The 19,714-nt window shown below is 51.3% G+C and carries 18 protein-coding genes and 2 riboswitches; of the genes, 4 read left to right on the forward strand and 14 right to left on the reverse strand.

What is annotated here, in order from left to right:
• Position 1 precedes the first annotated feature (1 nt).
• The 6 genes from purS to A7975_RS21440 form a co-directional block, all read right to left on the reverse strand.
• Positions 2 to 247: a phosphoribosylformylglycinamidine synthase subunit PurS gene (purS, locus tag A7975_RS21415; protein WP_175598164.1), complete on the reverse strand. Its 246-nt coding sequence runs from the start codon at positions 245 to 247 to the stop codon at positions 2 to 4.
• Positions 248 to 639: 392 nt separating this feature from the next.
• Complete coding sequence (locus A7975_RS21420; RefSeq protein ID WP_065386485.1) at positions 640 to 1,536, reverse strand: phosphoribosylaminoimidazolesuccinocarboxamide synthase; 897 nt, start codon at positions 1,534 to 1,536, stop codon at positions 640 to 642.
• Between the two features lie 15 nt (positions 1,537 to 1,551).
• A complete protein-coding gene (purB, locus tag A7975_RS21425) occupies positions 1,552 to 2,847 on the reverse strand; it encodes an adenylosuccinate lyase (protein ID WP_053372688.1) in 1,296 nt (431 codons plus the stop codon).
• Positions 2,848 to 2,854: 7 nt separating this feature from the next.
• On the reverse strand, positions 2,855 to 4,030 hold the full coding sequence (gene purK, locus A7975_RS21430; RefSeq protein WP_065386486.1) for a 5-(carboxyamino)imidazole ribonucleotide synthase: 1,176 nt from the start codon (positions 4,028 to 4,030) through the stop codon (positions 2,855 to 2,857).
• Positions 4,027 to 4,512 (reverse strand): 5-(carboxyamino)imidazole ribonucleotide mutase, encoded by a 486-nt coding sequence (gene purE / locus A7975_RS21435; protein ID WP_053377464.1) that lies wholly within the window; start codon positions 4,510 to 4,512, stop codon positions 4,027 to 4,029. Before purE ends, purK begins: the two co-directional genes overlap by 4 nt.
• A 350-nt stretch (positions 4,513 to 4,862) precedes the next feature.
• Positions 4,863 to 4,962: riboswitch (purine riboswitch) on the reverse strand.
• Between the two features lie 119 nt (positions 4,963 to 5,081).
• Positions 5,082 to 5,333 (reverse strand): hypothetical protein, encoded by a 252-nt coding sequence (locus A7975_RS21440; RefSeq protein ID WP_065386487.1) that lies wholly within the window; start codon positions 5,331 to 5,333, stop codon positions 5,082 to 5,084.
• A gap of 251 nt (positions 5,334 to 5,584) precedes the next feature.
• Between A7975_RS21440 and A7975_RS21445 the strand changes: the two genes are divergently transcribed.
• On the forward strand, positions 5,585 to 6,862 hold the full coding sequence (locus A7975_RS21445; RefSeq protein WP_065386488.1) for a LysM peptidoglycan-binding domain-containing protein: 1,278 nt from the start codon (positions 5,585 to 5,587) through the stop codon (positions 6,860 to 6,862).
• A 71-nt stretch (positions 6,863 to 6,933) separates the two neighbouring features.
• Here the strand turns inward: A7975_RS21445 and A7975_RS21450 are convergent, their stop codons facing one another.
• The 3 genes from A7975_RS21450 to A7975_RS21460 form a co-directional block, all read right to left on the reverse strand.
• Positions 6,934 to 7,503 (reverse strand): nitroreductase family protein, encoded by a 570-nt coding sequence (locus tag A7975_RS21450; RefSeq protein WP_065386489.1) that lies wholly within the window; start codon positions 7,501 to 7,503, stop codon positions 6,934 to 6,936.
• 44 nt (positions 7,504 to 7,547) lie between these two features.
• On the reverse strand, positions 7,548 to 8,531 hold the full coding sequence (gene msrA, locus A7975_RS21455; RefSeq protein WP_065386490.1) for a peptide-methionine (S)-S-oxide reductase MsrA: 984 nt from the start codon (positions 8,529 to 8,531) through the stop codon (positions 7,548 to 7,550).
• 119 nt (positions 8,532 to 8,650) lie between these two features.
• Positions 8,651 to 10,408, reverse strand: coding sequence for a stalk domain-containing protein (locus tag A7975_RS21460; RefSeq protein WP_082198363.1), 1,758 nt, complete (start codon positions 10,406 to 10,408; stop codon positions 8,651 to 8,653).
• A 262-nt stretch (positions 10,409 to 10,670) separates the two neighbouring features.
• Between A7975_RS21460 and A7975_RS21465 the strand changes: the two genes are divergently transcribed.
• From A7975_RS21465 to A7975_RS21475, 3 genes are all read left to right on the forward strand, one after another.
• On the forward strand, positions 10,671 to 11,102 hold the full coding sequence (locus A7975_RS21465) for a hypothetical protein (protein WP_053372695.1): 432 nt from the start codon (positions 10,671 to 10,673) through the stop codon (positions 11,100 to 11,102).
• Positions 11,099 to 12,175 (forward strand): phosphodiester glycosidase family protein, encoded by a 1,077-nt coding sequence (locus tag A7975_RS21470; RefSeq protein WP_053372696.1) that lies wholly within the window; start codon positions 11,099 to 11,101, stop codon positions 12,173 to 12,175. Before A7975_RS21465 ends, A7975_RS21470 begins: the two co-directional genes overlap by 4 nt.
• Positions 12,176 to 12,278: 103 nt before the next feature.
• Positions 12,279 to 13,211: a proline dehydrogenase family protein gene (locus A7975_RS21475; RefSeq protein WP_065386492.1), complete on the forward strand. Its 933-nt coding sequence runs from the start codon at positions 12,279 to 12,281 to the stop codon at positions 13,209 to 13,211.
• A 74-nt stretch (positions 13,212 to 13,285) separates the two neighbouring features.
• Here A7975_RS21475 and A7975_RS21480 read toward each other — a convergent pair whose 3' ends face one another.
• The 5 genes from A7975_RS21480 to A7975_RS21500 all read right to left on the reverse strand — a co-directional run bounded on the left by A7975_RS21480 (position 13,286) and on the right by A7975_RS21500 (position 19,683).
• Entirely contained in the window at positions 13,286 to 14,305 is a 1,020-nt protein-coding gene (locus A7975_RS21480; protein ID WP_065386493.1) for a 5-oxoprolinase subunit C family protein, read from the reverse strand.
• Positions 14,302 to 15,018 carry a 5-oxoprolinase subunit PxpB gene (gene pxpB / locus A7975_RS21485; RefSeq protein ID WP_053377465.1) on the reverse strand — a complete coding sequence of 239 codons (717 nt, stop codon included), beginning with the start codon at positions 15,016 to 15,018 and terminating at the stop codon, positions 14,302 to 14,304. Before pxpB ends, A7975_RS21480 begins: the two co-directional genes overlap by 4 nt.
• A gap of 23 nt (positions 15,019 to 15,041) precedes the next feature.
• Positions 15,042 to 15,803, reverse strand: a complete 762-nt coding sequence (locus A7975_RS21490; RefSeq protein WP_065386851.1) for a LamB/YcsF family protein — start codon at positions 15,801 to 15,803, stop codon at positions 15,042 to 15,044.
• Positions 15,804 to 15,941: 138 nt separating this feature from the next.
• Positions 15,942 to 17,327, reverse strand: a complete 1,386-nt coding sequence (locus A7975_RS21495) for an NCS2 family permease (protein WP_053372699.1) — start codon at positions 17,325 to 17,327, stop codon at positions 15,942 to 15,944.
• Between the two features lie 122 nt (positions 17,328 to 17,449).
• Positions 17,450 to 17,550, reverse strand: a riboswitch (purine riboswitch).
• Positions 17,551 to 17,661: 111 nt separating this feature from the next.
• A complete protein-coding gene (locus tag A7975_RS21500) occupies positions 17,662 to 19,683 on the reverse strand; it encodes an iron ABC transporter permease (protein WP_255314424.1) in 2,022 nt (673 codons plus the stop codon).
• Between the last annotated feature and the right edge of the window lie 31 nt (positions 19,684 to 19,714).

Genomic DNA, 19,714 nt, shown 5'->3' on the forward strand with positions numbered 1-19,714 from the left:
CTTATCCCTCCAGCTCAAAACGGAAATCTTCTACAACCGTGTTCGCGAACAGCTTTTCGCACATTGCTTTGATGCGTACTTCCGCTTCTGCGCGGTCAGTCGTGTCAAGCTCAAGCTCCAAATATTTGCCGATGCGTACTTTTTCGACTTCGGAGAAGCCAAGTGTGTGAAGCGCGCCTTGTACAGCGGTTCCTTGTGGATCCAAAACGTTTTGCTTGATGGTGACGTAGACGGTTGCCTTCATAATAGCCTCCTGAAAATGTGGGTTTTTCTCGCAGTAGCTTAATTGTCAAATGTGGCAGCCGCTCGGGCGCGGGGGTTATTGTCTTCGTCGCTTTCGAAGCCGGGAAATTTTGATTACACCGCTTAGCGGTAATTTCCCGGCTTCAAGAAGCGATCGCTGTCGCTCTGCGACAACAACTCCCCGCTCTCCGAGCTTCGCACATTTTCATTTAAGACCTTTTGCGAGGGTGGTCGGTGAAGCAATGTTTGGTGGCCGCGTTTCACTGGCCACCGGATTGATTAGTGCAGCCTTGCTAGTACACTGGTTGCCTTGCATTTATGGGGTGCAGCAGCGCTCTCGCTGACTGCCTGCCTTGCGGCTTTAACGCCATCGCTCTCGCTTGACGCGGTTTTTCTTTAAAGCTCAGCGCCTGTAAGGCGGCGATAAATATCGCGGTAGCGTGCCGTTGTTTCGGCTACTACGGATTCGGGAAGCGGTGCCGGCTTGCTGTCGCGGTCCCAGTCGGAGCCGAGCAAGTACGTGCGCACTGGTTCTTTGTCCATGCTGTCGATCTCGATATCTAAAGCGTAATTGCCCTCCGCCCAGAACCTTGAGGAGTCAGGCGTGAAGATTTCATCGATTAGAATAACTTTGCCGTCGATAAGTCCGAATTCGAATTTGCAATCGGCAAGGATGATGCCGTGCTCGGCGCAATAGCCATGAGCATATTCGTAAAGCTTGATGCTGCGGTCCCGCAGCTCTTCGGCAAGCTCGGCGCCGACCATTGCCGCCATCCGCTCAAACGGGATGTCCTCGTCGTGGCCAACGTCGTTTTTGGCGGCCGGAGTGAAGATTGGCGCCGGAAAACGTTCGTTTTTGCGAAGGCCCGCCGGAAGCTCGATGCCGTTGATCGCAGACGTTTGCTGGTATTGTCTCCAGCCTCCGCCCGTGATATAGCCCCGAACGACGCATTCGATATCGATACGTTCCGCTTTCTTGGTAACCATGATGCGGTTTTTGAGCAGCTCAGGCTCGGTTACGAGATCGCCAAGCTTCTCTACGTCGGTATGAACCACATGGTTCACTTGAGTGTCGGCCGTTTGCTCGAACCAGTAAGCCGATAGGCGGTTCAGCACATTGCCCTTGTCCGGCACAGCGGGGTCAAGCACGTAGTCGAACGCGGAGATGCGGTCGGTTACGACGATCAGGAAATGCTCGCCCAGATCGTACAGCTCGCGAACCTTGCCTTTGTAAATAAGCGGAGCTTTAATATATTCGACAGCCGTCGATAAAGCTTGCGATGTTGCGGTCATCAGGCCAGCCTCCCCTTAAATCAATCCCAAACGAGTGAAAATCGTATCAACATGCTTGAGGTGCCAAGCCGGGTTGAAGCAATCGTCGATTTCTTCCGTTGACAGCACGCTTGTAATTTCCTCCGTCTCACCGATGATGTCGCGGAATTGGCGCTGTGTCTCCCAAGCCTGCATCGCGCGCGGTTGAACGGTGTCGTACGCTTTTTCGCGGCTGAAGCCTTTGTCGATCAGCTTCGTCAATACGCGTCCCGAGAACGGTACGCCGTAAGTCGCTTGCATGTTGCGCTTCATGTTTTCCGGGAACACGGTCAGGTTGTTGATGATGTTGCCCAAACGGTTCAGCATGTAGTTAAGCAGCATCGTTGCGTCCGGCAAAATAATCCGTTCAACGGAAGAGTGGCTGATGTCGCGTTCATGCCACAATGCAATGTTCTCGTAAGCCGTAACCATATGTCCGCGAATGACGCGGGACAAGCCGGAGATGTTCTCGCAGCCGATCGGGTTGCGTTTATGCGGCATTGCCGAGGAGCCTTTTTGACCCTTAGCAAACGGCTCTTCCACTTCACGGAATTCGCTCTTCTGCAAGGCGCGGATTTCGGTTGCGAACTTGTCGAGCGATGAAGCTACGAGAGCAAGCGTCGCCATATATTCAGCGTGACGGTCACGCTGCAAGGTTTGTGTAGAGATAGGAGCAGCAGTAATGCCCAGCTTCTTGCATACAAATTCTTCCACAAAAGGATCAATGTCCGCGAACGTGCCTACAGCGCCGGACATTTTGCCGAATTGCACGTTGTTAGCCGCGTGGTGGAAACGCTCCAGGTTCCGCTTCATTTCCTCGTACCAAAGCGCCATTTTCAGGCCAAAGGTAGTAGGCTGAGCATGCACGCCGTGCGTACGGCCCATCATCGGCGTATCCTTGTATTGAATCGCTTTGTTTTTCAAAATTTCGATAAAACGTTCGATGTCTTTAACGAGAATATCGTTTGCTTGAAGCAGCAGGTAGCCGATCGCCGTATCTACAACGTCTGTTGATGTAAGGCCGTAGTGCACCCATTTGCCTTCTGGGCCTGCTTTCTCCGATACGGCGCGCGTGAACGCGATAACGTCATGGCGCGTATCCTGCTCGATTTCATAAATCCGGTCTATATCGAAGTCCGCGGAAGCGCGAAGCGCGACTACGTCTTCCTTCGGAATAACGCCTAGCTCAGACCATGCCTCGCATGCGCAAAGCTCAACCTCAAGCCATGCTCTAAATTTATTTTCCTCTGTCCAAATCGCTCTCATTTCCGGTCTGCTGTAACGCTCTAACATGATTGCTTCACACCTTCCAAATAGTTGTTTCTTCGATCCAGCTAAGCGCAGCATCTATGTTCTCTGCCAGCACATTGATATGGCCCATCTTCCGTTTAAAGACAGCTTCCTTCTTCCCGTACAAATGCAGCTTCGGCGCTACCTTGAGGCGCTTTGCAGCTTCATCCTGACGTGACGTCAGCTCAAGCAGCGGCTCGACATGCTGGCCCAGTACGTTAACCATTACGACTGGAGTCAGCAGCGCCGTATCGCCAAGCGGCAGATTGCATACCGCGCGCACATGCTGCTCGAACTGCGATGTCCGGCAAGCTTCCATCGTGTAATGGCCGCTGTTATGCGGGCGAGGCGCAAGCTCGTTCACGAACAGCTCGCCCTCCGCCGTAACAAACAGCTCCACCGCGATTAGACCCACTACGCCAAGCCCTTCGGCAATCCGCATCGCAAGCCGTTCCGCTTCGCGCTGCAGCTCCGCGCTGATCCTTGCAGGAACAATAGACAAATGCAATATATTATCGACGTGTATGTTTTCCGCAACAGGAAAAGCCTTGATCTCTCCCTGCGGACTTCTCGCCGCTATAACCGACAATTCCTTATCAAACCGTATGAACTGCTCCAGCACCAATTGCACCTTTGCGCGCGATAACGTCTCGTAAGCTTCCTCGATTTCGCCCGCGCTGCGAATGACCCATTGGCCCTTGCCATCATAACCGCCCATCGCCGTCTTCAGCACGCAAGGCGTTCCGAAAGCGGCTACCGCCTCGCGAAGCTCTTCTACGCTGCGAATTTCGCGGTAAGGCGCAACCCGCACGCCTGCCGCTTCAATCGCTTGCTTCTCGCGAAGGCGATGCTGCGTTGTATGCAGCAGCTTGCTGCCTTGCGGCACATAGGATTCCTCCATTAGCATCGCTGCCACGTCGGCATCCACATTTTCAAATTCGTAAGTAATGACATCCGAGCGCTTCGCAAGCTCGCGAGCCGCCTCGCGGTCATCATAGGCTGCAACGATTTGCTCGGCAACCTGCCCGGTCGGGCTATCGACGACCGGGTCAAGCGCGATAAACCGATAGCCCATCGCGCTCCCGGCATTCGCCATCATCCGGCCAAGCTGGCCGCCGCCAAGTATGCCGATCGTGCTGCCCGGCAGCAGCGTGTGAACCTGCTGCTTGTCCGCTTCGTTACTCATAGCGTTTCACTGCTTTCCAGCACTTCCTGCTTGATGCGCTCGCGGCGCGCTTCCACGCGCGCTTGCACCTCGGGGTCGAAAGCTCCGAGCATTTGTGCCGCCAAGAGCCCTGCATTCGTTCCGCCCGCATTGCCAATAGCTACAGTAGCTACCGGAATGCCGCCAGGCATCTGAACGATGGAGAGCAAGGAATCAAGCCCGCTCAGATTCGAGGATTTGACGGGAACGCCAATAACCGGCAAAATCGTCTTCGCAGCGACCATGCCGGGCAAATGTGCAGCTCCGCCAGCTCCGGCGATGATCACCTTAAGCCCGCGCTCAACCGCAGTTTCCGCGTATTCAAACATAAGGTCCGGCGTCCGATGCGCCGATACGACCTTTTTCTCATAAGGAATTTGCAATTCCTCCAAAACGTCGCAGGCTAGTTTCATTGTGTCCCAATCCGATTTGCTGCCCATGATGACGCCAACCTTCGCAGACATGCGTTCAAACCCACTTTCATTTATAAGTTTATAAAACGTCAAAACATTATCGCTTACCGCTGCAAAAAACAGAAAAAGCCCTTCAGCAACCATAAGAATAGGAATGCCGCAGGACTCGAGCGGAAGCAGAAAGAATGGCCGGCAATGCTATTGATTGCGGTTCTTCAGCATGCTTCTCAACAATGAGGACAAGCAAAACCTTCGCCGCTATGCCTGTGAGACAACATAAGGCTGCCCCGTAAGAGAGGCAACCTATGTCCAACTAAAGGGCATATACGTGCTGCGAATTTGCTATATGGCGTTCCAAGCCGAGATCTTGCCACGTTAGTTCGTGCAATAGGCTTGGTCGCTCGTCCATTCATCTTGCTCGTAGTCCGAAAATTAAGGTTTCCGGGTAGAAACATTCAGGCCTTATCCCAAATATATACGAGATGACGTTAAATGAATTAGGAAGAAAATAATGATAATCATCCTTCAATTCCAGTTGAAATGATTCGCGTAATGCTGCTCCCTCCATTCGAGGAAAATCGACAGTCATTTACGCATCGGCAGCACGCGCTGCCTCAAACCTATTCTAGTTTATCTAATCCCCAAACCACTGTCAATGAAATACGAACATTAAAAGAGAATGTTTTATAAAGGTTCGTTTTTTTGAAGAAAAGAGCCGGAAAATCAGAACTGTATAACCAAAAAAAGGTGTTTACCTGTTGATATTCAACTTTTTTATGGCGTAAATGCTTAACCAATTCCCTAAACGGCTGTTGCGCTGTGCCGCATTTCGGATAAATGGCGGAAATCACCGAGAGAAAAATACGCATCATTCGTCGTTTTTCTCCCTATTTGCGTATTATTCCCAATGCTCGTTATTCCTTCCGCAAATTTGCTTCGCCATTTTTTAGAGCAGCACCGCTGCGAAAGCGGAAAATTGGAAATAACCATTTTTTGTAATCATCAGACTAGAAGCTGCGCGCTTTGAATAGAGTTAGATTGGAGAGTTATTTGGCATAACCGGTACCATGCAAGGGCAGTTGCGAGTTTTTACATCACATTTGAAAAAGGAGGCTCGGCAATCGTGTTGATTCATGTCGTGCAAAAAGGAGACACGCTTTATAAACTGGCTCAAAATCATGACGTTACCGTGGATGATATTGCTGCCGCTAACGGCTTAACCAATCAAAATGTGCTCGTCATCGGACAATCGCTGATCATACCAATCGAGGCAACCAGCCACAAGGTGCGTGCTTCCGAGTCGTTATGGCAGATCGGCCAACGCTACGGCGTTACGCTGCAAGAGCTGATCGCGGCGAACCGGCTTACGAATCCCGCACTTATTTATCCAGGGCAAACGATCGTCATCCCCCAAGCAGCCCGTCCAACGATTGAGGTCAACGCCTATACAGAGAAATTCGGACCGTCCGGCGTCGAAATCGTCGAGGAAATCGGCCCCTATTTAACTTACTTAAGCCCGTTCAGCTACCGCGTGCAAACGGATGGTACATTTACGACGCTAGATGATTCAGGTGTTATCAATGCGGCATACAGCAAACAAGCGGCTCCTATGATGGTCATTTCCAATTTTGAAAATGGCACGTTCAGCCCTGATATCGCACATGCGGTTTTGGCTGATCCCTCCCTTCAACAGAAGCTTGTCGAAAACATTCTTGCTACGATGAAGCAAAAAGGCTATCAAGCCCTGAACGTGGATTTTGAGTATGTGCCTCCCGCGGACAAAGAGCTTTATAACGCTTTTCTGCAAAAACTCGTCGACGACCTTCATCCGCAAAACTATCTCGTCTCCGTCTGCCTCGCCCCCAAGCTAACCGCGAATCAAACGGGTACGCTGTATGAAGCGCATGATTATTCCGCAATCGGCGGCATCGTCGATTTTGTTATATTGATGACCTACGAATGGGGCTGGTCCGGTGGTCCGCCGCTCGCCGTCGCGCCGCTGAACGAGGTGAATAAGGTGGTAAGCTACGCGCTTAGCGTCATTCCATCGCAAAAAATCGTAATGGGCATGCCGTTATACGGCTATGACTGGACGCTTCCTTACGTCAAAGGAGGGAAATGGGCGCCTACCGTCAGCCCAAAGGAGGCGGTAAATCGAGCGAACAAATACGGCGCGGAGATCAAATACAATGAGGAGAGCCAGTCGCCCTACTACAACTATTACGATGAGGAAGGCCTTGAGCATATCGTATGGTATGAGGACGCGCGCAGCGTACAGGCCAAGTTCAATCTTGTAAAAGCATACAAGCTTCGTGGTGTCAGCTACTGGGTGCTCGGCGTTCCTTTTCCGCAAAATTGGTATGTGCTGCAAGCGAATTTTACGATTAAAAAGCTTGTATAGCGGCTCGCTAACAAAAAAAAAGAAACCGCAGTACTCGCCCATGACGAGCGCTGCGGTTTCTATCGTAGATGCTACTCAAGCCAAACTGTTTTTGCTGTAGCCGGAATACGCTTTGGCTCAGGTGCAGCCATATCCGGATAACCCAAGTAAATAATGCCGACGATTTGGTCTTGCTCAGCAAGCCCGAACGTTTCTTTCATAAGCGGGTGGTACATCGGATCGCCCGAACGCCAAATCGCTCCAAGACCGTTTGCATGTGCAGCCAACAGCAGGTTTTGCACCGCAGCATGAGCTGCCGCAATCTCCTCAGCCAGCACCGCACGCGGATCATCTGAAGGCGAGCATACTGCCGCTATTACAACAGGAGAACGGTATGCTTTCGTACGTTCCTTCGCCAATCGATCCTCAAGCTCCTGTCCGCTTAGCTCAGGAACGGCAGCGGCAGATACGCGTGCGTAGCCTTCGGCCAGCCGCTCTCTTCCTTCACCCGTCATTACAATAAACGACCAAGGCTGTGTATTAAAATGGCTAGGCGCCCAAACCGCCGCATCCAGCACACGTTCAATGACCGCTCGATCTACAGGGTCCTTCTTCACTCGCCCAATCGTTCTCCGCGTACGAATCGCTTCCTCAATATTCATCTTCGGCTTCTCCTCCATTTAGATCATTTATCGAATCTTCTTTTTTACGCAAACAGATGCAGGTATTCCCCATACCCTTCTTGCTCCAGCTTATCCTTGCCAATGAAACGCAGCGATGCAGAGTTAATGCAGTAGCGTAGTCCCGTTGGTTGCGGTCCATCATCGAACACATGACCAAGATGGGAATCGCCCTCTTTGCTGCGAACCTCGATCCTCACCATATGATGCGTGGTGTCGGTATGCTCAGAGACAGCTGCAGCCTGCAGCGGCTTCGTGAAGCTCGGCCAGCCGCAGCCAGCATCATATTTGTCACGGGAGCTGAACAGCGGTTCACCCGATACGATGTCCACATAGATGCCATCCTCGGTATGATCCCAATATTCGCCTGTGAAAGGGCGCTCCGTTCCGCTGTTCTGCGTCACTTCATACTGGATTGGCGTCAAGCGCTGCTTAAGCTCCGCTTGATCCTTCCTTGTTGTCCAGTTCTGCGAAATAAACGCGTCGCGCCCGGAGCCTTTGCGGTACATTTTGTAACGGTAAGGATTTGTTTTGTGGTAGCCCTGATGATAGTCCTCTGCCGGATAAAAAGCTTGCGCAGGCTCGATCTCTGTTACGATTGGACGGTCGAAGCGGCCGCTTGCCTCAAGCTCCTGCTTGGAGGCTTCAGCAAGCGCATGCTGCTCCTCATCATAATAATAAATGCCGGTTCTGTACGATTCGCCGCGATCATGGAACTGTCCGCCCGCATCGGTCGGATCGATTTGTCTCCAGAAAATATCAAGCAGCTTCTCATACGGGAAAATCTGCGGATCATACGTAATTTGTACCGCTTCCGCATGTCCGGTCGTCTCCGAGCAAACCTCCTGGTAAGTTGGGTTTACGGTATGCCCGCCCGTGTAGCCGGATTCGACTTTTATAATGCCGGGCATTTCCTCAAATGGTGAAACCATGCACCAGAAGCAGCCCCCTGCGAACATGGCTTTCGCCTGAACTCGGCTTGCGCCGTTATTTGTGATTGGTTGATCCATGCTGATCACCCTCCTAATTGGTTCAATACGTAACTAACACCTCTATTATACATGACCGGTACCGCTAATCACAGAAAAAAGGAGGACAACCGCGTAGCGGCATATCCTCCTTCAATCAGTTATTCAAAATCGGAGCCCGGAAAAAATACGAATAATATCGGCAACGAACTTGCTCCAGGTGATGAATAAGTAATCGTAACTTCCGGCGGCTTAGCAGTAGCTTTCCCGTCCTCCGGTTTCTTTTGCGTATAAATCAAAACGCCCTCGCCCAAGTTCACATGTCCGCCTGTCGGCACCGATACCACGTTGCCATTGACAGAGACTGCTCCTTGGAATATTCCTGCACGCGGATTGAGAATAATGCGGGTTCCATAGGCGACATCCTTAAGCTTGATTGTCGTCACTGCCCCATATTCCCCTCCGTTGTAAGTCATTTCGCCAGTTAGCGCATCAACACCAACCATGCTCGTGCCGCGGCTGCCCAGACGAAGCTTGCCTTCTGTAAGCCCAATCTTCTCATTTACTTCAATAAACTGATCCGTGTCCAAAAATCTTCCTCGATTGCCCACCTTCTCAAGCTGCTCCAGGTTGAAGACAGAGCTAAGCGCATCCGTCGTTTCTCTCAAAGACATCGTCGAGAAAGTTAGTGGGCCATCCATATTTACATCCAGCAGGCCGGAAAAGCCTTCGTCAGGATTCATGATGATTTTCTCAAGCTCAGGCAGCAGCACTGCGGATGTACCCGGCTCTACGATTAACTCACGCGGCTGGCTGCCGATTAAGTATCTTGTTATGGCTGCAGAACCGAATTGCATGGCGCTCACGCTTGGACCCGCCAGTCCTCGATTGCCTAATGTCAATTTAATCGGATAGCCCTGCTTGTTCGTTACTACGACAGCTAACTTCATTCTCTCTTGCGCGCCATTCCGATGATGAATGAACAATCGGCTAGGACCGTCCAATTCATCCTCATACAGCAACCCTTCGCCAAAAAACCGTTCAGGCGCATTGGACATGTACAATGTCGTATAACCTTTTGTCTCATAAGTAGGAACATCGTCAAACGTATTCATAAGCTTCGCATCAACGGCGAATTTATCGCCGGGATTACCGTAGCGCATGTAGTATTCATAAGGGGTATACATGACTTCGTCAGTAACCGTAATATCTTTGGCGATTTTAGGGCTCCAAGTGCCATCGTTATCATATACGGATTGTGTAACCGTATAGACGCCCGGCTCAAAGTACGCGCTTTTGCGTCCTGTCCATTCCGTCTTTATGATCTTGCCGTCAGGATCATAGCTAAGATCCTCAAATTGTACCGGCTCGCCTAGCTTTACCTGCACAGGCGCATTAAATTTCGCTACCGGAGGAACGTTCGGATCTGGCTGGATCGTTATCGTAATTTGTTTGAGCTGCGCATTGTACACATACCCTGCATTCCAAAGGAGCTTAACCGCAGACAAGGGTACATGCATTGTTCCATTAATGGTTAGAGCCTCATTCGGCATAACCAAATAGCTGCCATTGCGGTTTGCGCCGCGCATCTTGGCGTTTAACGTCACTTTGTTGAAATAAGTATCGATATGAGTGCCCTTGCTATCGTTATATACGCTTGCTCCAACAGAATTCGCTAGCGTACGAACTGGAATCATCGTGACCCCTTTTACTACCGGCAGCGGCGTCGTCATTTGCTGCGTCTTGCCATTTAACGTCATTTGCTTCGACCCGTGCACGAACACCAGCTTGATCGGCTGACGCTCTGCTGCATTTGCTTGTTCCTTGACTCCAAAACCCGTGCCTACAAGCGCAACTAGCAAGCTGGCTACGATTGCTCGCTTCGCTAATCGCTTGAACCAATTCTCTCTATTCATCATAATCTCCTTCCGTTTTGCGGCATCGGCTGCCGCATCCCGTATGGTTAGACGCAGGTAGGAGGGAGAATGTTCCGCTAAGAAATCAAATTTACATAAAATTCCCACTCAGCGCAGACGACATCTCCCCCTCTCTTTGTTACAATAAGATGACATCCGCAACTATTTAGCGGCAATTGCTGTCTAAAACTAAGAGTCCCAATGCTTGCAGTTCGTTCATCCGATCTTTCGTGCAAGTGACTATCAAGAGAGGTGAATGAATAGAATGAGTGATTTGATTTTGGAACAACGTACTGCCAGCCAATATGACAAAAAGACGCGCAGAAAGAAAGGAAATCGTACCTTCCTCCTTTTTGTATGCGTATGGCTCATTATTATATGCTCCGGCATACTCGGTGCCAAATGGTATACCGAACGGATTCAGCAGACGCTCTCCGCTGATCTCGAGCGTCAAACCGCCAGTCAAATTTCGGCGATGCAGCAAGCCTACGAGGCTCGCATGCTACAGCTCGAAACAAACTATACGGCAGATCTATCCGAGCTTAAGGCGAAGGTCGACGCGCTTAATGAGCTGCTTACGTTTACGAAGGATAACGCCGATTCCAAGACCGACAACAGCAACAAGCTGTATACGCAATTGAATGAAGTGAAGAAGCAGCTGAACGAGCTGCAGAAGAGCTTGGATGTGCTCAAATGAACCTGACCGTCAAAGCGCTGAACCGCACAGCCCTGCTCGCATGCGCGCCTTTTCTAGGCATTATGATTTGGCTGCTCTTATCCGATATTGTCATTCAATTGCCTACTGACGCGTTTCCGAAGCCCGTTACGGAGCTTACAAGGCCTCCTGAAACCAATATTGAGCCTGCCTCAACAGGGCTTGATCTCGCGCAGCAAACCGCGTCGCAAACCCGTGAGTCGATTCAAAAACAAATTAAGCTGTATACGCAAACCAATGCCGATATGGCGAAAATATCGTCCATGGCCGCCTCGCAAGCGATGAGGCCGCTGATCATTTACGATCGCAATATTACGAGTAAGCTGGGCAAGGCAGCCGGTACAATCGAGTCGGACAAGCTAAGAGCTCAGCTATTCTACATAAAGGCAGAAAACTTTACCGCTTATGCGCTTAAAGTAAAGCTGAAAAGCAAAGACGCGATGACCATGACGCTTGGCGGAGATGAGCTCGGCAAAGCAGAGACTACGCTAGCTGCCGTTAACCGTCACCAGGCAGCAGCCGGCATTAATGCAGGCGGCTTTGCGGATGGACGAGGCAAAAGATATCCGTTAAGCACAACCATCGTTGACGGCGATTATGCTACCGGCTTTGAGGCTCCTCATGCCGATCTATTTTTTGTCGGACTAAACGATAAGAACGAGCTGATCGGCGGAAAGTTCGCGACCAAGCAGCATTTGGACGCGCAAAAGCCGAAGTTCGGCGCGTCCTTCGTGCCCGTCCTGCTCCGGGGCGGTGCGCCGCAGCCGATTCCGGCCAAATGGCAAACGAGTCCGAAGCGCGCTCCGCGAACCGTTATAGCCAACTACAAAGATGACCAGCTGTTGTTTCTCGTCGCTGACGGGTACAACGAATCCGGCAGTTCTGGCGCTACGCTCGGCGAAATGCAGCTGTTGCTCCAGCGCTACGGCGCCGTAGACGGCTACAACCTGGATGGCGGCGGCTCTTCCTCGCTCATTTTTAACGGGCGCGTCATCAATAAGCCTTCCGACGGTCAGCTTCGGAAGCTGCCGACACATTTTCTGTTTTTTAAATAATTAGGCGCACATAGCGCGATGTCGGTGATTTGTGAATATACTAATACCGAACTCTCCTGTTTCTAACTCCTACTAACGCATTTTCGGGAAAGGAGCAGCAATGATGGGCATCGGTGCAAAATGGTATCGCAAGTCATTATTGACGATCACAGGCTTACCGCTTGTCGAGAAGCTCTCAACGACCTATGGCAAAAAACTCGCGAGCAAATTCATTGCGGGGGAAACGCTTGAGGAAGCTTTGAAGGAAATCGACGCGCTCGGCAAGCTTGGCATTATGGCTACGCTCGATCATTTAGGTGAGGGCATTCGGGATATAAGCGAGGCTTCCGTATATAAGGAGCAATATTTAAAGCTTATTGAAGGCATAGCTGCCTGCAAGGCAAACTCCAACGTATCGTTAAAGCCAACCCAAATGGGACTCGCTCTGGACCCAGCAGCTTGTTACGCCAACATTCGTGATGTGGTGAAGCATGCAAGGCGCCATCGGAACTTTGTTCGGATCGATATGGAGAATACCCCTTTTACGCAGGCGACGATCGATATCGTGAAGAGGCTGCATGCCGAAGGTTTAAAGAATGTAGGAACCGTGCTGCAGGCTTACTTGTTCCGATCGGAGCAGGATACTAAGGATATGCTGCAAGCACGTATCAATCTCCGCCTCGTGAAGGGAGCCTATAAGGAATCGGATGAAGTCGCTTTTCAGAAACCTGACGAGGTGCTTGCAAGCTTCAAAAGCATGATCAAGCTTCATTTGGACAAAGGCGTCTATACAGCAATCGCCTCCCATGATGATGCGATTATCAGCTGGGTGAAGGCATACGTGCGCACGCATCGGATATCTAAACAGGCTTTTGAATTTCAAATGCTTTACGGCCTGCGTATGAACGAGCAAGCCAAGCTTGCTAAGGAAGGTTATCGCATCCGCTGTTATGTCCCATACGGTGTCATGTGGTACCCCTACTTCACCCGCCGACTTGCCGAGAAGCCAGCAAACCTTATGATGGTCCTCAAAAACATGTCCGTGTTCAAGCGCTGATCCGCCACTTTTGGCGGCATCGGCGCTTTTTCTTTTTGGAGTAACCTGCATTCGCTGCCTACACCAATACAATTTCAATTAGCGGAGTTAAACTTTAACGCTACAGCTGCCTTCAGCATCCTTAAATCGCGTTCGCTGTCCAAATAAAGCTCCTCTGCCTCCTGCTGGGTAATCCATTCGAAGCGAAAGCGGTCGCCGGGCTTAAGCTGGGCGAAAACAGCAATATCGACCGTTGCGACCTGCCCGATTCGCGGGTAACCGCCCGTTGTCTGCCTGTCGGCAAGCAGCACGATCGGATTTCCATCAGCCGGCACTTGGATCGTTCCACTCGCGACTGCTTCCGATAACAGCTCTAACGGCGCAGCGAGCTCCAGCTTGTGATTCCCTTCGAGGCGATATCCCATACGGTCAGATTGCACGGATATTTGAAAGCTTTGGCTAAATAACCTCGACTTGCTCTCGGCTGTAAATCGCTCATAATGCGTACCCGGCAGCGCGCGAATGATCGGGTCCGCTAGATTGTCCGCTATGGCAAAATGGCTCGCATGCCACAGCGGGACTGCAAAGCTGCCATACCCGCGCCAACCTTTCTGCAGCGATTCCTTCATTCGCTCTGACAGCAAGCTCGGAGCACCGGCCGCCAGCACATCTCCTGCCTTTAGCGCTCTCCCTTTATAACCGCCGATAGCGCCGCGCAGATAAGTACTTTTGCTGCCCATCACTTCCGGAACATCCCATCCGCCCGCAACTGCAAAGTAGGATCGGCAGCCAGACTCGCAGGCTCCAAACTTGATGACGGTCCCCGCGCGAACGAGCGCCGGCCTCCATAGCGGCAGCTCCTCGCCATCGGCAGTGACGAGCATTCGTGCGCCGCAAATCGCGAGCAGCGTATCCTGCTCCAAAACGAGCTCCGTCCCAGTAAGCGTAATTTCCAGCACAGCTTCATGCCCCTCGTTGCCTACCAGCAGATTAGCCGCTCGCGATGCTCCCGTATCCATAGCGCCGCCGGCAACTACGCCGTATTTTTGATACCGAAACCTCCCGAGATCCTGAACGGTAACAAGCAAGCCGGGGCGAACCACCTTTATACTCATAACTCACCTTCTATATAGAACTTAAATTGTTCGTCTGTTATTGGCTTGAATTTAACCGAGTCACCTGGTCTAAGCAAGCTAGGAATTTCATCCTGCGGGCAAAATAGAGCAAGCGGCGTTCTCCCGATCAACTGCCAACCGCCCGGTGTTGCTACCGAATAAACGCCTGTCTGCTTGCCGGCTATGCCGACGCTGCCCTGCGGTATAATCGTTCTCGGGGTCTGATGTCTTGGCGCGGCAATTTTCTCAGACATCCCGCCCAGATAAGGAAATCCCGGCGCAAAACCAAGCATATGCACCAAGTAGAGCCCCTCCGTATGAATAGTGATCACCTCTTCCTCCGTAAGCCCGTTAAGCTTAGCTACTTGGCTTAGATCTGGACCATACTCCCCGCCGTAGCAAACCGGAATTTCAATCGTTCTAGCCTCTTGATTGGAAGCGAATAACTGCTCTTTCGTTAGATAGGTTTGCACTCTCGCACATACGGTTTCAAAAATCGTAGCATGCTGATGCTCTGCCCCTGCTCGGCTTTTCTTCACGAGCAGCGGATCGTAGTGAACGGCAACGGCTACGAATGAGGGAACACATTCGATTAATCCCGCAAAAGGCCGCTCCTCTAAAGCTCGGCTTACATTCATGACAATGCGATTGACTCGCTCGTCGATGCTATTGCCCAGACGAATAATTATGGCAGTGTCGCCTAACGGCAGCATTTCATAAGTCGCTTTGTCCACACTCACCCACCTGCCTTTTTAACGGCAATGCCCACAGCCTCTAACGCCGCCCGCAGCTGCTTAACATGCTCCACCGCTCCCGGAGTATCTCCATGCACACATACCGTATCCGCCCGCAAAATAAAGCTGCTCCTCTTCCGCGTGATCACCTCGCCGTCCCTTACCATCCTTATCGCTTGCTCTGCCGCGCGGGCAGCATCAGTTATGACCGCTCCTTCTGCTCCTCGCGGCGTAAGCGAGCCGTCCGCTTCATAGGTTCGGTCTGCAAACACTTCACTCACCGTACGCAGGCCAATTGCCTCGCCAGCACGGATAAGCTCACTGCCCGCCAAACCGAATAACAGCAGATTCGGCTCAACCTTATAGACCGCTTCCGCAATCGCATCGGCGAGCGGCCTGCTTTTTGCAGCCATATTATACAAAGCGCCATGCGGCTTCACATGCGCAACGACCCCGCCCTCGGATTTGGCAAATGCGTAGACTGCTCCTAGTTGATACACGGTCAGTTCATACGCCTCATCGGGCGTTATATCCATCGCACGCCTGCCAAAGCCAGCCAAATCGGGCAGGCCCGGATGCGCGCCGATCGCTACGTCATGGGCAATCGCCAGCTTTACCGTACGGCGGATAGTCGCTGCATCTCCCGCATGAAATCCGCACGCGATATTCGCTGAAGTAATCGATTTCATCAGCTCGCTGTCAGCGTTCGTTTGATAGACGCCAAAGCTCTCCCCCATATCGCAATTCAAATCAACACGTAACATCTTGCTCATCCTTCCGCCTGCCGCAGCATCCTTTTTTCAAAAGTATACCAAATGATAACCGTAAAATACCCTTCCAACCGTTTCAATTGCACAAAAAAAAGAAGCGGCGCCGGTCCAGCGCTGCTTCTTTCACCATAACTATTCCCCGCCCATGAATACGTAACGGCCAATGATCAGCACCGCTAGAATCCACATGAGCCAGTGTACCTTGTACTTGCCTTTGCCAGTCAAGTTAGCAACCGTTGCAAGAAGCACGTACGATACGATACCGAACGAAATACCGTTCGCGATGTTGTACGTAAGCGGCATAAATGCCAGCGTCAAGAAGGAAGGAATCGCGTAAACCATATCCGAGAAATCGATATCTTTTACCGACTGCATCATAAGTACGCCTACGATAATAAGTGCAGCAGCTGTAGCCGCACCCGGAACAAGCGCAACGATCGGCGACAAGAAGATCGCAAGCAGGAAGCAAATGCCTGTCGTTACTGCCGTTAGACCCGTACGACCGCCTTGCGCAATACCTGCGGAGCTCTCTACGAATGCAGTCACTGTGCTCGTACCTAGAACCGCGCCGCCGCTAACGCCGATGGCATCGACGAACATGGCCTTACCTACACGTTTTTTGCCCTTCTCCGCGTCCTTCATGTAACCGGCACGGTTTGCCGTACCGACAAGCGTTCCGAACGTATCGAACATCTCAACGAATGTGAACGTTAGAATGACCGTTACGAGACCAACCTCGAACAAGCCCGCAAAGTCAAAATGCCAGAAGTTCATCTTCGTGAAATCAGGCACCCATGTTTGATTCGTGAAAGCTGCTTTCACGTCAACATGGCCAATTAGAATCGCAATGACTGTCGTTCCCAAAATACCGAACAAAATGGCGCCTGGTACACGAAGCACCATCAGCACGCCGATGAGCAGCAGGGCAATGACTGTGAGCACAACCGTTTCATTATGGAAGCTTCCCAGCTGGATAACGGTTTCGGAGCCGCTAACCGGCGTGAATACGCCTTGCTTGATATCTGTAAAGCTCGATACAGCAATCGTCATAATACCGCTGTTTTTCAAGCCGATGATCGTAATGAACAAGCCGATACCGACCGTAATCGCATGCTTCAAGCTGTCAGGAACAGCCGTTATAAGCATTTGGCGAATTTGCGTCAGCGTTAAAATGATAAAGATAATGCCTGAGATAAAAACAGCCGTCAGACCCATCGCAGGCGAGATCGGGGTGTCTGTTGACGCTGATGCTATGACAACAGATGCAAAGTACGCATTCAAGCCCATTCCCGGAGCAAGCGCGACAGGGAAGTTAACGAATAAGCCCATCGCAATGGTGAAGATGCCGGCAGCAAGTGCCGTAGCTAGAAATACTGCTGTCCAGTCAAGACCGGCCGGTGTGAGTATGATTGGATTGACGGCTAATATGTACGCCATCGTCATGAAAGTCGTCAGCCCCGCCATAATCTCTGTTCTGACATTTGTTCCGTGTTCCTTTAATCGAAAGAAACGTTCCATTTTGATTACTAACCTCCCAAAAATGTGGTGGAACAAACAAAGAAGCCTAGAAAAAAATGCAAAAATACGCATTTCTCCTAGGCTCTGCAAAAAGGGGAAAAGTATACACGCCGGACCGCTGCGCGCTTTTCCACCATTTTCGTAGCCTGATCATTTACGGTGACCGAGTAGAGACTCTCAAGCCGATTCTTGAGATTATACGAAAAAATATGCTGTTGTTGTTTTCCGTTTTCAATTTTAAAGAGAAATTGTCCTCTTTGTCAACAACTTTTAACGAACATTAATGGCAATAAATAACTTCATTATTCGTATCTATCCATAATTTCCGATCAAATTACCCCTTTTTGACCATTGAACGATACATCAGAAATAAAAAGTAAGGCGCTCCAATTAGCATAATGATTAGTCCGGAGGGAATTTCCTTCGGCGCCATCACCGTTCTACCAAGCGTATCCGCTGCTACAAGCAAAATCCCGCCTAGCAATCCTGATAATACAATGGACCGTCTTGTATGATGTCCGATCATCATGCGTACCGCATGCGGCGCCATTAAACCAAGAAACCCAATCGTTCCTACGCTCGCAACCGCGCCGGCAGCCAGCAGCACGCCGATAATCATCGACCACAGCCTCGTTCCCCGGACCGGTAAGCCGAAGCCCGTTGAACTCTCGTCGCCAAACGCCAACAGATCAAATTTTCTTCCTAGATAATAAGCAGTTGGCACAAGAATAAGCAGAAAAATAAATATGCTGTTAAATTGGGGCCAGCCCCGTCCGTAAGTTGTTCCTGTTAACCAGACAAAAGCCGTGCTGCTCCAAAGGCTAGCCTTTACGATCATCGCCTGGATCCCGGCTGAGCCGACTGCCGAGACAGCAATGCCCAGCAAAATAAGAACAGATGGATTCAGCGCTTTGCGCCACGCTAGGAAAAAGACAAAAGCGGCGGCGATGACTCCGCCAGCTATCGCTGCAATCGGGAGCGCAAAAATCGGCAGTGTCGGCCAAGCGACAAGCACAACAAGCGCGCCAAAGCCCGCACCCGAGGTTACCCCGATAATAGAAGCGTCCGCAAGCGGATTACGAACAGCGCTTTGAATGAGAACGCCGCTGATCGCTAAAGCAATGCCTCCTCCTGCTGCAACGAGCGTGCGGGGAAGTCGTAGATTTAAAAGAACGGAATAAGACGAATCCCCAGCACCTACGAGACTGCCAAGGAGCTCGGCAATCGGAATTTTAGTGCCGCCAAGCGAGAGGCTGACTAGGATAATCACGATTAACAATACCGTCATGAAAATTGCAGCCGGACCAAAGCGCAATCGCAGCGCTGCTCCGCCGATGCTCATCGAGGACTGTCCCGTGCCTGAACCTGAGATATGCTTCATTTTGCTTAGCACCAGCCAAATAAGCCAAGGTGCGCCGATGATCGCCATGACCGCGCCAACCGGCATCTCTCCAAGGCTGCTGCGTATCATGCGCGCGAGCAAATCCGCCGCTGTAATCAGCAGCGCGCCCCAAAGCGCGCTTGCTGGAATGAGCAAACGGTGCTTGCGAATGCCGCTAAGCCTTACGAGATGCGGCGCTACGAGCCCGACAAAGCCGATTGGCCCAACTACACTGACGACGATAGCTGCCAGAAACACAGACAGCCCGAGTCCCGCTGCGCGAGTTAAGCCGACGCGTTGCCCTAGCGAGCGAGCAGTCGATTCATCAAGCTCAAGCGCATCGAATTGCCGACCGGCAGCTATCGCAATAACTAGCAAAGCCGCAATAAAAGGCCAAGCATACTCGACACCGCTCCAATCGAGCTGTATCAAGGTGCCAGAACCCCATAAAAACAAAGATTGCGTTTCGGTTTGCTTGAAAATATGAATGGCCGATGTGAAGGCGCCGAGCACCATAGAGACAATCATACCGGATAAGGCTAGCCGGACAGGGGTAGCCGTTCGGCCGCCTCCAAGGAAATAGGCGGCGAGAGCCGCGAGGAAGCCGCCAACTGCCGCTAGTACAAAGGGAAATTCATTTTGCAGCGCAGGAAAAGCAACCGTGCCCAGCACAACCATAAAATATGCGCCCGCATTAATGCCAAGCGTGTCGGATGCAGCGAGCGGATTTCTCGTTATCGTCTGCAGCAAAGCGCCTGCCGCCGCAAGGGCAGCGCCGGCAATAATGCCAATTACGGTGCGCGGCATCCGAATATCCCACAGCAGATTATGCTCCATCACATCTTGCCTATGCAGTAAACCGTCAAACACGGTTGCTGCCGGAATCTTTGCTTCGCCGAAGCATAGGCTTAGCAAGGATAGAACGAAAAGGGCGGCAAGGCCGCCCCCAAAAATACCAATCAATCGCCAAAACATACCCGCGTTAGCCTCTTTGTTTTGAACCTTC

The organism is Bacillus sp. FJAT-26390, assembly GCF_001682865.1.
In the GTDB taxonomy this organism is placed as follows: Bacteria; Bacillota; Bacilli; order Paenibacillales; family Paenibacillaceae; genus Pristimantibacillus.

Excerpts from the sequence above, each read along its gene's own strand:
- A7975_RS21420 (WP_065386485.1), bottom strand. The coding sequence starts at position 1,536 with ATGACCGCAACATCGCAAGCTTTATCGACGGCTGTCGAATATATTAAA.
- A7975_RS21450 (WP_065386489.1), bottom strand. The coding sequence starts at position 7,503 with ATGAATATTGAGGAAGCGATTCGTACGCGGAGAACGATTGGGCGAGTG.
- A7975_RS21480 (WP_065386493.1), bottom strand. The coding sequence starts at position 14,305 with ATGAGTATAAAGGTGGTTCGCCCCGGCTTGCTTGTTACCGTTCAGGAT.
- A7975_RS21470 (WP_053372696.1), top strand. The coding sequence starts at position 11,099 with ATGAACCTGACCGTCAAAGCGCTGAACCGCACAGCCCTGCTCGCATGC.
- purK (WP_065386486.1), bottom strand. The coding sequence starts at position 4,030 with ATGAGTAACGAAGCGGACAAGCAGCAGGTTCACACGCTGCTGCCGGGC.
- A7975_RS21490 (WP_065386851.1), bottom strand. The coding sequence starts at position 15,803 with ATGTTACGTGTTGATTTGAATTGCGATATGGGGGAGAGCTTTGGCGTC.
- msrA (WP_065386490.1), bottom strand. The coding sequence starts at position 8,531 with ATGGATCAACCAATCACAAATAACGGCGCAAGCCGAGTTCAGGCGAAA.
- A7975_RS21460 (WP_082198363.1), bottom strand. The coding sequence starts at position 10,408 with ATGATGAATAGAGAGAATTGGTTCAAGCGATTAGCGAAGCGAGCAATC.
- A7975_RS21465 (WP_053372695.1), top strand. The coding sequence starts at position 10,671 with ATGAGTGATTTGATTTTGGAACAACGTACTGCCAGCCAATATGACAAA.
- A7975_RS21475 (WP_065386492.1), top strand. The coding sequence starts at position 12,279 with ATGGGCATCGGTGCAAAATGGTATCGCAAGTCATTATTGACGATCACA.
- purE (WP_053377464.1), bottom strand. The coding sequence starts at position 4,512 with ATGTCTGCGAAGGTTGGCGTCATCATGGGCAGCAAATCGGATTGGGAC.
- A7975_RS21495 (WP_053372699.1), bottom strand. The coding sequence starts at position 17,327 with ATGGAACGTTTCTTTCGATTAAAGGAACACGGAACAAATGTCAGAACA.
- A7975_RS21500 (WP_255314424.1), bottom strand. The coding sequence starts at position 19,683 with ATGTTTTGGCGATTGATTGGTATTTTTGGGGGCGGCCTTGCCGCCCTT.
- A7975_RS21440 (WP_065386487.1), bottom strand. The coding sequence starts at position 5,333 with ATGATGCGTATTTTTCTCTCGGTGATTTCCGCCATTTATCCGAAATGC.
- purB (WP_053372688.1), bottom strand. The coding sequence starts at position 2,847 with ATGTTAGAGCGTTACAGCAGACCGGAAATGAGAGCGATTTGGACAGAG.
- pxpB (WP_053377465.1), bottom strand. The coding sequence starts at position 15,018 with ATGCTGCCGTTAGGCGACACTGCCATAATTATTCGTCTGGGCAATAGC.